Genomic DNA, 13263 nt, shown 5'->3' with positions numbered 1-13263 from the left:
CGATTCAATAAAAAAGCCCCATGCAGTTCGCTGCATGGGGCTTTTCTCTATCTGGTCTGTTATCAGGCTAAAACCGAGAGCTACTCGTTAGCCAAGGACTACTAGTTTTGCTCTTCGCGCTTAAAGACAAGCTCTTTCGCGTTCGACTCTTCTTCAACGAAGTAGTAGCCCGCCGTATCAAACTGGGTCAGCGCCTCAACCGAGTCGATCTTGTTCTCGATGATGTAGCGAGCCATCATGCCACGCGCTTTCTTCGCGTAGAAACTGATCACCTTGTACTGACCGTTCTTGCAGTCTTTGAATACAGGGGTAATCACTTGGCCATCCAAGTTCTTCGGCTTCACGGCTTTAAAGTATTCGTTAGACGCCAAGTTGATCAACACATTGTCGCCGTGAGCATTCAACGCTTCATTCAGCTTGTCTGTGATGATGTTGCCCCAGAACTGGTACAAGTTAGTACCACGAGCATTGGCTAAGCGTGTACCCATCTCTAGGCGGTATGGCTGCATCAAATCTAATGGCTTAAGCAAGCCATATAACCCAGAAAGCATGCGCAGGTGGTCTTGTGCGTAGTCAAAATCTTCATCCGATAGCGTTTCAGCGTCTAGGCCAGTGTATACATCGCCTTTAAAGGCTAGGATTGCTTGGCGTGCGTTGTCTTGGGTAAAGGTCTCGCTCCACTGCTCAAAGCGCGCTACGTTCAACCCTGCGATTTTATCGCTCACCTTCATCAGTGCAGAAATATCGACTGGCGTCAGTTTACGGCACTCTTCAATCAGTTCAGCAGAGTGTTCAACAAACTCAGGCTGACTAAAGCGTTCAGTCGCTAATGGTGATTCGTAATCAAGTGTTTTGGCTGGAGAAACGACAACTAACATAACTTTACCCTAATCGGTTATCTAACTGGATGCTGCTAGAGTATAGAAAAAACATCAACTTGTCTTTATGACTCTTCCTATTACTTCGATAGGGAGAATGAGCTTCGATAGACAGAATGAGACAAATGACAGGCAAACAAAAAGGCTAAGGTCGAAACCTTAGCCTTTCTAATCACTTTAGGATGAGCCGTTTATCGCTCCAACAAGATTACTTCTTGTTGTTGTCCCAAATACCGTCTTCCAGCTGAGACTTAAGCTCTGGGAAGTCATTCGAATCGAATGTTGGTACTTTACCCGCGTCTAGTTGGCGGTTGTAGTCTTTCGCTAACTTAATCACGATACCTGATAGCAGGATAATCGCCACCAAGTTAACAATCGCCATTAGGCCCATCGATACGTCAGCCAGTGCCCATACCGTTGGTAACGTCGCTAGAGAACCGAACATAACCATACCCAGAACAACGATACGGAACAGCACTAGGCCCTTCTTGTTGTTGTGCTCAAGGAAGATAAGGTTCGTTTCAGCGTACGAGTAGTTTGCAATGATTGAAGTGAAAGCGAAGAAGAAAATCGCTACCGCTACAAAAATGCCGCCCCATTCGCCCACTTGTGCTGTTAGTGCACGTTGCGTTAGTTCGATACCCGTTACTTCACCGTGTGGTACGTACTCACCAGACATCAGGATGATTGCGACTGTTGCTGAACAGATAACAATGGTATCCATGAACACGCCTAGCATTTGCACGTAACCTTGTGATGCTGGGTGCGGTGGGTAAGGCGTAGCAGAAGCTGCTGCGTTTGGCGCAGAACCCATACCCGCTTCGTTCGAGAACAAACCACGTTTGATGCCGTTAATCATCGCTTGTGCGATTGCGTAACCTAGGCCACCCGCTGCTGCTTCTTGCAGACCGAATGCACTCTTGAAGATAAGAGCCAGTACTTCAGGCACTTTCTCGATGTTCGCGAACATCACGTACATAGCGATCGCTAGGTAAGCCAATGCCATGATTGGAACGATGATTTCTGCTGTGCGTGCAATCTTACGGATACCACCGAAGATAACGAACGCAGAGATGATTACGATACCAACACCAACGTAGCTACGCTCAAGGTCGAATGCCGTATTCATTGCGCTTGCAATCGCGTTCGCTTGAACCGCGTTGAATACAAGACCAAATGCAATGATGAGGAAGATAGAGAATAGAACCCCCATCCAACGCATGCCTAGGCCTTTCTCCATGTAGTATGCAGGGCCGCCGCGGTAGTTACCGTCGTTATCACGCGTTTTGTATAGCTGTGCCAGTGTGCTTTCTGCAAACGATGTTGCCATACCTAGCATTGCGATTAGCCACATCCAGAAGATAGCACCAGGGCCACCAGCGGTTAGTGCTACAGCAACACCTGCCATGTTACCCGTACCTACACGAGCAGCGAGACTAGTACAAAGAGCTTGGAAAGAAGAGATACCAGCACTGTCTGCTTTACGGCTGTTTCTAAGAACAGAGAACATGTGGCCGAAATGGCGGAATTGAATGAAGCCTAGTCGTACAGTGAAGTAGATACCCACACCAACCAGTAAGTAAACTAAGATAGATCCCCAAAGGAGATCGTTCATCAAATTGATTAAGTCTGTCACGTGAACCTCGTAATTGAGTTTAAGCACCGATCATGCTTCCTAGCCTTCCTCTTAATCGCCTATGCCTCTGTCAATGTTGTGTCGGCACTCTTGTTATATTCTTGCGGCGATTGAGACTGTAAATGTCGCTTCATGCATCCATTTTACGTATCAGTGTATTTTTTGACGGGCGGATAATGCAGCGAGACGGCCTAAAAATCAATATGCAAATACACTTATATTAAAATGACATTTCACTAATAACACACCTTTTGTTAACACAACTTTCAACAATGCAGCCCAATAAAAGTCACATTATCGGGACATAATATCAACAACAGCCACGGCACTACCCCAGCAAGAACACCATCCCATAAAAATGACGTCAGCCTAGGTTTTACAAGGTATAGTGAAGATCTTCGTTTTTTTCTAGGCCAATGAGATCCCTATACCGCACGGTACCATATGCACTTCAATGCATTGTAGTCAAAACGCTATTCCATTCGCACAATGAATTAACATTCAATAACCCCCAATTTAATCGTTTACTTAGGTTTGTTTGCCTGTTTTTTATACATAATAATTATCACAATGTGTGAGCATGCATAAGAAAATAGAACAAAAGCTTCATGAATTTGAAACAAATGAGAAACAAATCAAAGTTATTGTGAACCTAAATATGATATTTATTGGTTCGTAAGAACTAGTCCCACGGAAGGAGATATGGCTTATGGATAGCTTTCAATTCGATGAAGTATCAGAACTAGAAATGCCTCGTGTAACTCAAAAATCACGCTCGAAACCACTCAAGCGTAAGTGGCGTGAAATCGAAGCCATCAACGATCGTAGGCAGCTTGAGAAAGAGCTGAGAGAGATGAACCTAGGTCTTGATTTTAGCCTTGACGATATAAAACTTTAATCAGCACGATAAGAAATCAGATAGCAAAAGGCACCTATATAGGTGCCTTTTTTATTTTTTGAGGTAGTTAATCCGCTCAAAGCGCCATTTGGAAACCAACCCTCTAATATAGAGGACACCTAAAATAGGTGCACCTCAACATTACAACGGGCTAAACACACTCTTGTTCATTTTGTCGAACCCGAGCCGCGAGTTGGCGATATTGATCGGCGATGGTCTCTCCAAAAACAGGGTCATCTTCCGGTTGAAGCCATTGAGACTCCACTTCTTGCCAATCTTTCACCGTGAACGCCTCAACAATCATGGGTAGCACATGCTTCTCTTCATATTCCATGTGCTTTCGCTGAGCCTTAACAAACGCTTCAAGCTGCTCAATAAAGACTTGCTGAGGAACCACCGCATCTTGAAGGATCATATCGACCAAACCTAAAAAGTCCGCCGTTTTCTCAGAAAGCAATTGATGCTCTAACTCCAAGTCTTCAATCGCTTGCTCGCTGCCATATTGCTTAAGATAGTAGCGATAAATGACGTCTTCTTTAGGGTGATGCACTTTGTCTGAATGGTTCATAAGGTAATGAACCACCTCTGCGATCAGGCTATAGTTTATTTCTCGCTCCTGTTTCAGAAACTCTAACTTACTGTTGAGTATCGCGAGTAAACGAGCCATATAGCCATGCTCTCGTCTTATCCTTTCAATCATCATAGTATTGCACTCCATTACATCTACTATTTATAAGTGTATACGAATATGCTGATTTATGATTTGACCCTGCTCAGAAAACCACCAACCTACACTTCTGTTGGTAAACGCCAGTCAATAGGTTGTTGATCCATAGAAGAAAGCAGCTTGTTGGTTGTAGAGAAATGCTGACAACCGAAGAATCCACGGCGTGCCGATAATGGCGATGGGTGAGGTGCAACCAACACATGATGCTTGTCGTCATCAATCGCTTGACCTTTCTTCTGGGCGTGTGCGCCCCACAACAAAAAGATGATCGGTTCAGAGCGCTGATTGAGCTCAGCAATAATGGCATCGGTAAAGGTTTCCCAGCCACACTTAGCATGTGAGTGTGCTTTTGCCTCTTCGACTGTAAGGACTGTGTTCAACATCAACACCCCTTGCGATGCCCAAGAATCGAGATAACCATGACTAGGAATCTCAAAGCCCTCTATATCTTGTGCAAGCTCTTTGTACATATTGCGTAGAGAAGGTGGGATTTTCACACCAGGAAGCACTGAGAATGCTAAGCCGTGAGCTTGGTTAGCACCGTGATAAGGATCTTGCCCTAAGATAACCACTCGCACGGACTCGAAAGGCGTCATATCAAAGGCACTGAACACCTGTTCTTGTGGCGGGTAGACGGTTTTACCACTATTACGTTGCTGTTCAACAAACGCGAGGACACTCTGAAAGTACTCTTTATCACGTTCATCATTAATAATGGATTCCCAAGTCTTTGGTGCGCTCATCGTTTTACTTCCCAATCATCAAGGTTTCTAGCGGCTTTCGCCAGACAAAAAAATAGCTGTATCGGCTAACTGTCCTAAAATAAGGCTCTAGTTATACCTCATACAGCTATCAATAAACATGATGTGTAGGGTTCACTTGTTGATGAATCATAATAATCAGTTCAAATTGTGTTTATCTCGATTAACCACTTTTCTGCTGTGTACGATGATGTCCGTGGTTATGCACGTGACGGTTTGGTGTAGGTAAACGGCGTGCGGCAGCAATAGTTGAAGTTTGGGTGATTGAATACATAAAGGCACCTCCTCTAAGACATCGTGAACTACATATTCACTTTAATACTATGAAAGAAAGGTGCCAGTTATTAGAAATAGACGGAAATAAATTTTCCCTTCTATTATTACGCTTCTTCGCTCGCTAGCGTTACTGAGCGATGAAACATCCTAAGTTGTTGAATTTCCTCTTTCCAGATGGTCGAATCAATGGTTTCCAAGATAAGAGGGATACCATTAAAGCGAGAATCAGAGGCAATATACTCAAAACAATCCCAGCCAATTTCCCCTTTTCCTAAAGAATGGTGTCGATCGACTCGGCTCGCGAACTCAGCTTTTGAATCATTGATGTGCATTGCTCTTAGATAGTGCATACCCACGATGCGGTCGAACTCAGCAAAAGTATGCTCACACGCCTCTTTTGTACGTAAGTCATAGCCAGCAGTAAACGTATGGCAAGTGTCTAAGCACACACCCACACGTGACTTATCTTCTACCTGCTCGATAATCTCGGCTAGATGTTCAAACTTCCAACCCAGATTAGTGCCCTGCCCAGACGTATTCTCGATCACTGCGATTACGTCAGGTACCGCTTGATGAGCTAGGTTGATCGATTCAGCGATCTTCGCCAAACATTCGCTTTCTGAGATTTTCTTTAAATGACTCCCAGGATGAAAATTCAAAAGCGTTAGTCCAAGTTGATTACAACGCTCCATTTCATCAATAAAAGCCGCGCGTGATTTCTCTAGCTTCTCTTCTTCTGGCGCTCCTAGGTTAATCAGGTAGGAGTCATGAGGAAGAATGTGCTCAGCACCGTAGCCCAACATTTTGCAATTGGCTTTAAAGGCACTAATGGTTTTCGCTTCTAGTGGTTTTGCCGCCCACTGTCTCTGGTTCTTGGTAAACAGTGCAAACGCATTGGCACCTATTTCACGTGCACGCATAGGCGCCTGATCAACACCACCAGCAGCCGACACATGAGCGCCAATAAACTTAATATTTGTTTCCGGTTTTGAGGATGAATTATTGTTTGTCATTAAATCACTTTACACTTTCAGAATGCTTAATAAATAAAGGGTCGTATCGGTTGTAGTTCAATAAAAACACAACAAATGTAGTAAACTTACAACAAATATAGCTGTTAAATATTTTTTATACTTTAAAATATTTTGTAATTACTTTGTTTTCAAAGGTTTTATTGATTTACCTCAATATAATCACCTTTGTAAAAATATGGTTTTTGGTTGTTTTTTGACTTAAATCAATGTTAACCTTACTAATATTAGGTATATATTACCCAGCTCAATAAAAATCGAAAGTTAACACCATAATCAAACCACATTCAGTGGACTAGGAGATAGTTATGATCCAAGGTATTCAAATTACTAAAGCAGCAAACGATGACCTACTAAACTCAATCTGGCTACTAGATAGCGAGAAGAATGAAGCTCGTTGTGTTGTTGCTACTGCAGGTTTCGAAGCTGACCAAGTTATCTCAGCTGCAGACCTAGGCGAGTACGAAAGCCGTGAAGTTGCAATCGAAGCAGCACCACGCATCGAAGGTGGTCAACACCTAAACGTTAACGTTCTTAAGCGTGAAACGCTAGAAGACGCAGTTGCTCACCCAGAGAACTACCCACAGCTAACTATCCGTGTATCGGGTTACGCTGTACGTTTCAACTCTCTAACAACTGAACAGCAACGTGACGTTATCGCACGTACGTTCACTGAGTCTCTATAATTTTTAGAGCTTAAATTAGAATACAAAAACGGCGCTCATTGAGCGCCGTTTTTATTTGTTCGAAAAACAAATGGACGTTACGGTTGAACTCGACGAAGCACAGCTTTTAGCGCTTCAAAATCGTTATCAAGATCTTCAGACAACAATTCCATCGCCGCGTGTTTTGCTAGCGGGCCAGGCAGTTCGATATCAGAACCTAGGATGTCATCAACCACTTCTTTGAATTTCGCTGGGTGTGCTGTACACAGGAACAAGCCAGTTTCGTTCTCTTGCAGTTGCTCTTCCAGTAGACGGTAAGCAATCGCACCATGTGGTTCACATAGGTAACCTTGTGCTTTTAGGTCGCGAACTGACTCAGCGCTCTGCTCGTCGGATACTTTACCTTTGCCTAGTGTATCTAAGCCCCAACCTTTCAGTTGGCAAAGCTCTTCGATACGAGGCCAGTTGTTTGGTTGGCTTACGTCCATCGCGTTCGATGTTGTCGCAACAGTCGGTTTTGGATCCCATTGACCTGTTTCTAGGTAACGAGGAACAGTGTCATTTTCGTTAGTTGCTGCGATAAAACGCTTAACAGGTAGACCTAGCGCTTTAGCCAATAGACCAGCCGTTAGGTTACCAAAGTTACCACTTGGTACAGAGATAACGAGGTTTTCACGTTGCTCTTTAGTCAGCTGAGAAGCCGCCTCAAAGTAGTAACAGATCTGAGCCATTAAACGGCTGATGTTGATCGAGTTTGCCGAGTTAAGACCGATCTCTTTACGCAGTTCAGCGTCATCAAATGAGTCTTTAACTAGAGCCTGACACGCATCAAAGTCACCATCAATCGCCACAGTGTGGATGTTCTTGCCAAGCGTACAGAACAGCTTCTCTTGCAGTGGGCTGATCTTGCCTTTCGGGTAAAGAATCACAACATTGATGTATTCCATGCCGTAGAAAGCATGCGCAACCGCCGCACCAGTATCACCTGATGTTGCCGTTAAGATAGTGATTTGACCACCATCAGAAACAGCTGCTAAAGATTGAGCCATAAAGCGGCCACCGAAATCTTTAAACGCCAGTGTTGGACCGTGGAAAAGCTCAAGCGCGTAAACGCCATCTTTTACTTGGTTGATTGGTGCAGGGAATTGGAACGCTGCATCCACCATTTGGTCGATCTGTTCTTTTGGTAATTCATCACCAATCAATGCTGACAGAATTTTTGAGCTACGAGGGACAAAGTCCTCTGCTAGCAGCGCATCGATATCATCAAACTTTGGCAGTTCAGATGGGAAAAATAGACCTTGATTACGGCCTAAGCCTTGACGAACGGCTTGGCCAAAAGAGACTTGTTCATCATTTTCTTTGATGTTGTACAGTTTCATAACTCACTTCCTGTAACGATCGAACCCTGCTTATCTAGGCGACAAACGTGAACGAATCCTTCTTCATTTTGTACGTAATTTTGTTCTAACCAGCGTGCAACACGCTCGGCGACATCTTGTTCTTTGCAAATGCTAAATAGAGTTGGACCACTACCAGAAATACCAGTAGCCAGTGCCCCAGCTGACAGCGCGTATTTACGAGCATCAGCAAACCCTGGAAGCAGTTTCTCACGATATGGTTCAGCGATCACGTCTTTGATCATCTTCGCCGCCAGTTCAGGTTGACCTGAATGACACGCGTGGATAAAGCCCGCTAAGTGACGACCATGAGCAATAATATCCTGACGACGATATTGAGATGGTAGGATCTCTCTCGCTTCAGCCGTTGAGACCTTAATACCCGGATAAGCCATTACCCAGTACCAGTCGTCAAAACACGGTACTTCTTGGCTGATGATGCCTAGCTCTTCAAGCATGAGCTGCACACCACCAAGGTAACATGGCGCAACGTTATCGTAGTGGATACCACCTGAAATCTTGCCTTCCATTTCACCCATCAGAGCAAGCAGTTCAGTTTCATTCAGGGGCTGACCGTGAAAACGGTTTAGCGCATCCAGTGCCGCGACGATTGAACATGCACTAGAACCCAAACCTGAACCGATAGGCATGTTCTTTTCTAGTGTCATTTCTAAAGGCTTTAGCGTAACGCCTTTTTTATCAAGCTCTCTCGAGAACACCACCCAGCAGTCGTAAACGATGTTTTCTTTTGCTTCAGTTGGCAGCTTAGAAACAAAGCTGCCTGCAGTTTTAAGTGAGAATGGTTCATCACCGGCTTTAACCATAACTCGGTCACCTAGCAGCGTGCCATCCACTGGAGACACAGCGGCCCCCAGCACATCAAACCCTACACTGACATTACCGATTGATGCAGGAGCATAAACGACAACATCCATATCACTTGAACTCATTCTTAAACTCCTAATTTCCAACCAAGAGTACGCATCACATCAGAGAATACGCCAGCAGCTGTTACTTCAGTACCCGCGCCGTAGCCACGCAGTACTAGAGGGATTGGTTGGTAGTAACGGCTGTAGAATGCTAATGCGTTCTCGCCATCTTTAATCTTGAACATTGGGTCGTCGCCATCAACAGCAGCGATACGAACCTTACACTTACCTTCAGCGATTTCACCCACATAACGAAGTACTTTACCTTCTTCTGCTGCGATAGCTGACTGCTCTTTGAAGTAAGTATCCGCTTCTGGTAGGCGAGCCATGAACTCTTCAACCGTACCTGAATCATCAAAACCCGGTGGCAGAGCTTGGTCTACTTCAACATCTTCAAGTTCAAGCGCCATGCCTGCTTCACGAGCAAGAATAAGCAACTTACGCGCCACATCCATACCAGATAGATCATCTCGAGGATCCGGTTCAGTGAAGCCGTTATCTTTTGCAATATTGGTTGCCTGGCTCAGTGTCATACCTTCATCAAGCTTGCCGAAGATGTAAGACAGTGAACCTGAAAGAATCCCGTTGAACTTCTCAAGTTCATCACCTGCAGAGATAAGGTTCTGTAGGTTTTCGATGACCGGTAGACCTGCACCTACTGTTGTCTCGTACATCAGCTTACGACGTGAGTTGCGTGCAACTTCACGAAGCTGATGGTAGTAAGCCATGCTTGCTGTGTTTGCTTTCTTGTTTGGTGTTACTACGTGGAAACCAGCCGCTAGGAAATCAGCGTACTGCGCCGCAATACCTTCGCTAGACGTACAATCAACCAATACTGGGTTGATGATGTGGTTACGTTGAACCAAAGCCGCTAAACGCGCTAGGCTGAACTCTTCAGTCGCACTCGACATACGGTCACGCCACTGCTCTAACGGTAGACCATCGCTGTCTAGCAACAAACCTTTACTGTTTGCTAAACCACATACGCGAATCACGATGCCTTTTTCAGCCAGTTTGCCTTGCTGACGTTGGATCTGGTCAACAAGCTCGCCACCAACACCGCCGACACCCACAACGAATACATCTAGGAAGTGCTTAGAGTTAAATAGGTTCTCGTGACACGCTTTGATTGCTTCAGAGATTTTGTCTTCAGGGATAACCGCTGAAATAGCGCGCTCTGAAGAACCTTGAGCAATAGCAACAATGTTGACGTTCACTTCAGCTAAAGAAGAGAAGAACTGAGATGCTACGCCACGTGAAGTGCGCATACCGTCACCCACCAGCGTTACAATCGCAACGTCATCCATGAACTCAACCGGCTCTAACAGGCCATCTTTAAGTTCAAGTTCAAACGCGTCTGACAACACTTGTTTCGCTTTCACCTTATCAGCCGATTCAATACAGAAGCTGATGCTGTACTCAGAAGAAGATTGAGTAATAAGGACAATAGAAACGCCAGCAGAAGACATCGCGCCGAATACACGACTCGCCATACCTACCATGCCCTTCATGCCTGGGCCTGATACGTTAACCATGGTTAGGTCACTTAGCGTCGTAATACCTTTGATTGCTAGGTTATCTTCGCCAGTGTCTTGGCCAATCAAAGTACCTGCGCCTTGTGGGTTGAAGCTGTTTTTGATCAGACAAGGAATGTGGAATTGCGCAATAGGAGCAATGGTTTTCGGGTGTAGAACCGAAGCACCAAAGTAAGAAAGCTCCATCGCCTCTTGGTAGCTAAGAGACTTGAGCAGACGAGCATCATCAACTAAGCGTGGGTCACAGTTGTAAACGCCATCGACATCAGTCCAGATTTCACAGCAATCAGCACGTAGACACGCCGCTAACACAGCCGCTGAGTAGTCAGAACCATTACGACCTAGTGTGACTAGCTCACCTTTTTCATTACCCGCAGTAAAGCCAGGCATGATGTTAACGTGACCTTTAGGAAGTGGAGATTGTTGGAAGTTCTGAGTAGAGACATCCACATCGACCATAGCTTCAAGGTGATCGCCTTTAGCGTATAGGTATTGGACAGGGTCAATCAGGCTTGCTGGTTGGCCTTTCGCTTCCAGTACCGCTTTCATTAACTGGATAGAGATTCGCTCACCTTTACTGATGATGCGAGCATTAACGTGGTTCGGGCACATACCAAGTAGGTTGATGCCATTCACGAACTGCTTTAGCTGAGCAAGAGAGGTATCCACCTGCTCTTGAAACGCGGCACCATCGATAGAAGGCACGACCGCTTTGATCTCTGCAAACAGTGTGTTAAATGAAGATTCGATCTCTGTAATCTGTGCGTCAGCTTCACCATTTTTCAGTGCAGCTTCAATAACAGCGACCAACTTATTGGTTGTTTTTCCTGGAGCCGATAGTACAACGGCTAGCTCTTCTTGCTGGGCATTATTAGCGATGATATCAGCCGCTCGTAAAAAACGATCTGCATCAGCTAATGATGAACCTCCAAACTTTAAAACGCGCATCCCTTTCTCCATAAGTCATAAAAATGGTACAAAAAAAGGCCTGTATCTTGTTGGATACAGGCCTTTTTTTTAAAATCCGTTACTTAGCAGCCTGCCCCAACAATGTTAATGTCGGTAATAATAATGGTTGTGGTCATTACTAGGTGGCTTACGTGCTGCATATCAAATTCTCTGCTTGTGCTTTACTCTACGTGTATCAATTTTTACCACTGGACGTCAATGAAAAGTTGCGTTTTTTTTACATTCGCACCGTTTTTCAGAGCAAACCGTCATTTAAGGGATAAAACACCCTGTATAAACCTTCACTTAAGATACTGGATTTATTCATTGAACAGGCAAGAGTAATAAATTGCATATATAGTCATAACAAAATGCTATATCGATTGTGCAGCGAACGTACAAGTTCTGTGCTTTAATTGAACGATAACGTTCGAAGAACAATAATAATGACATCAGGAGTGGGAAATGAAGAGATTACTTATTCTTTTGGCTTTTGCTATGCCTGTTGTTTGTTCAGCGAATAGCTTGCCTCTACTACCCAGCCAGATCGATAGTTCTTCTCATAAATTCTTTATCTCCACACAAAACGCGTCGAGTGAAAGCTTCGATACTTGGAAGATAGACAGTGGCTACTCTTATAGCTTGTTTTCAGATGTGGATCTTTACGTCGGTACACGTATCAATAGTGCAGCACTGAAACAGGAAAGTGGATTCTTGAGTGGTGTCAGTTATCAGTTCTCAGAAAGAGTCTCTTTTAACAGTTCTCTACACACCTATAAAGACGAGACCGAAGACAATGAGAAATCGGTAGCCGCAGAGGTTTCCAGCCGAGTGCAACTAACAGATAACCTAGATTTGCATGCCACCCTTGATTATGAAGAGTGGCAGCAAGGTGTTGAAGTGGGACTAGGGTTTCGCTTTTAGCCTCTTTAGCTTGTTCTTTATTAACAGATTAGTGCGGATTGAGATCCAAACTTTTAGTACATCACAAACCATTCCCCGTTTAGTACATCACAAACCATTCCCCGTTCTAATCTATCAACGGCATTCAATTTGAGTCAGTTACGATTCAATTAACAGCTCAGATGAAATTAACACGCCATTCCAATCGGCATAAATATAGTCACCAGGCTGAATCAGTTGATTATGTATAGAGAGTGTCACATTCACTTGGCCGACACCGCGTTTCTCTGTTTTGAATGGCGATGCACCTAACGCCTGAACGCCAAGGTCCATTTGCGACATCATGCCTACATCACGCACCGCACCGTTTACAATCACGCCTTCCCAACCGTTTTCTATCGCGAGAATAGCGAGTTGATCGCCAAGCAGCGCCTTCTGGCATGAGCCATTTCCGTCAACGACAAGCACTTTGCCACAGCCGTCGGTCTCTAAAACCTCGCGAACCTTGGAATTATCGTGATAACAACGAACTGTTACAATTTTTCCAAAGAACGCACCACGTTGGCCGAAGTTCTGCAATGGCATGTTCAGTAGGGTGACTTCGCTTTCAAACTCATCACACAAGTCGGGTGTTATATCGTGCATATATCCTCCGTGAGTAAGGCGTTACCGGTTA

The 13263-nt window shown here is 44.6% G+C and carries 12 protein-coding genes and 1 other annotated feature; of the genes, 3 read left to right on the top strand and 9 right to left on the bottom strand.

Annotated elements, in window-relative coordinates:
- Positions 1-101: 101 nt before the first annotated feature.
- The gene (yaaA, locus tag F0229_RS12595) at positions 102-878 is read right to left on the bottom strand and encodes a peroxide stress protein YaaA (RefSeq protein ID WP_171732970.1); all 777 of its coding nucleotides are present in this window, start codon (positions 876-878) and stop codon (positions 102-104) included.
- Positions 879-1086: 208 nt separating this feature from the next.
- Positions 1087-2514, bottom strand: coding sequence for a sodium:alanine symporter family protein (locus tag F0229_RS12590; RefSeq protein ID WP_032545312.1), 1428 nt, complete (start codon positions 2512-2514; stop codon positions 1087-1089).
- A 709-nt stretch (positions 2515-3223) separates the two neighbouring features.
- Here F0229_RS12590 and F0229_RS12585 point away from each other — a divergent pair.
- Complete coding sequence (locus F0229_RS12585) at positions 3224-3412, top strand: DUF3545 family protein (RefSeq protein WP_017059319.1); 189 nt, start codon at positions 3224-3226, stop codon at positions 3410-3412.
- 151 nt (positions 3413-3563) lie between these two features.
- Here F0229_RS12585 and F0229_RS12580 read toward each other — a convergent pair whose 3' ends face one another.
- From F0229_RS12580 to nfo, 3 genes are all read right to left on the bottom strand, one after another.
- Positions 3564-4115 (bottom strand): hemerythrin domain-containing protein, encoded by a 552-nt coding sequence (locus tag F0229_RS12580; RefSeq protein ID WP_017070073.1) that lies wholly within the window; start codon positions 4113-4115, stop codon positions 3564-3566.
- Between the two features lie 86 nt (positions 4116-4201).
- Positions 4202-4882 (bottom strand): uracil-DNA glycosylase, encoded by a 681-nt coding sequence (gene ung, locus F0229_RS12575; RefSeq protein WP_102428207.1) that lies wholly within the window; start codon positions 4880-4882, stop codon positions 4202-4204.
- A 398-nt stretch (positions 4883-5280) separates the two neighbouring features.
- Complete coding sequence (nfo, locus tag F0229_RS12570; protein ID WP_171732969.1) at positions 5281-6189, bottom strand: deoxyribonuclease IV; 909 nt, start codon at positions 6187-6189, stop codon at positions 5281-5283.
- Positions 6190-6515: 326 nt separating this feature from the next.
- Between nfo and grcA the strand changes: the two genes are divergently transcribed.
- Positions 6516-6893 carry an autonomous glycyl radical cofactor GrcA gene (gene grcA, locus F0229_RS12565; RefSeq protein WP_017059315.1) on the top strand — a complete coding sequence of 126 codons (378 nt, stop codon included), beginning with the start codon at positions 6516-6518 and terminating at the stop codon, positions 6891-6893.
- Positions 6894-6970: 77 nt separating this feature from the next.
- Here grcA and thrC read toward each other — a convergent pair whose 3' ends face one another.
- From thrC to thrA, 3 genes are read right to left on the bottom strand one after another with little or no spacing between them, the layout of a single operon-like run.
- Entirely contained in the window at positions 6971-8254 is a 1284-nt protein-coding gene (gene thrC / locus F0229_RS12560; RefSeq protein WP_171732968.1) for a threonine synthase, read from the bottom strand.
- A complete protein-coding gene (thrB, locus tag F0229_RS12555; protein ID WP_032545653.1) occupies positions 8251-9207 on the bottom strand; it encodes a homoserine kinase in 957 nt (318 codons plus the stop codon). Before thrB ends, thrC begins: the two co-directional genes overlap by 4 nt.
- 17 nt (positions 9208-9224) lie before the next feature.
- Entirely contained in the window at positions 9225-11684 is a 2460-nt protein-coding gene (gene thrA / locus F0229_RS12550) for a bifunctional aspartate kinase/homoserine dehydrogenase I (RefSeq protein WP_171732967.1), read from the bottom strand.
- Between the two features lie 29 nt (positions 11685-11713).
- Positions 11714-11832 (bottom strand) — a sequence feature (Thr leader region).
- Between the two features lie 317 nt (positions 11833-12149).
- On the opposite strand from thrA, the gene F0229_RS12545 reads away from it, so the two are divergent.
- On the top strand, positions 12150-12608 hold the full coding sequence (locus F0229_RS12545) for a hypothetical protein (protein ID WP_017070076.1): 459 nt from the start codon (positions 12150-12152) through the stop codon (positions 12606-12608).
- Positions 12609-12746: 138 nt separating this feature from the next.
- Here the strand turns inward: F0229_RS12545 and F0229_RS12540 are convergent, their stop codons facing one another.
- Positions 12747-13232, bottom strand: a complete 486-nt coding sequence (locus tag F0229_RS12540; protein ID WP_017059310.1) for a putative 4-hydroxy-4-methyl-2-oxoglutarate aldolase — start codon at positions 13230-13232, stop codon at positions 12747-12749.
- Positions 13233-13263: the final 31 nt, after the last annotated feature.

The sequence above is a fragment of the Vibrio sp. AIC-3 genome, from assembly GCF_013114515.1.
Classification (GTDB): Bacteria; Pseudomonadota; Gammaproteobacteria; order Enterobacterales; family Vibrionaceae; genus Vibrio; species Vibrio crassostreae_C.
Note: the sequence above shows the minus strand (reverse complement) of the source record. Positions and strands in the feature narration are given on the sequence as shown.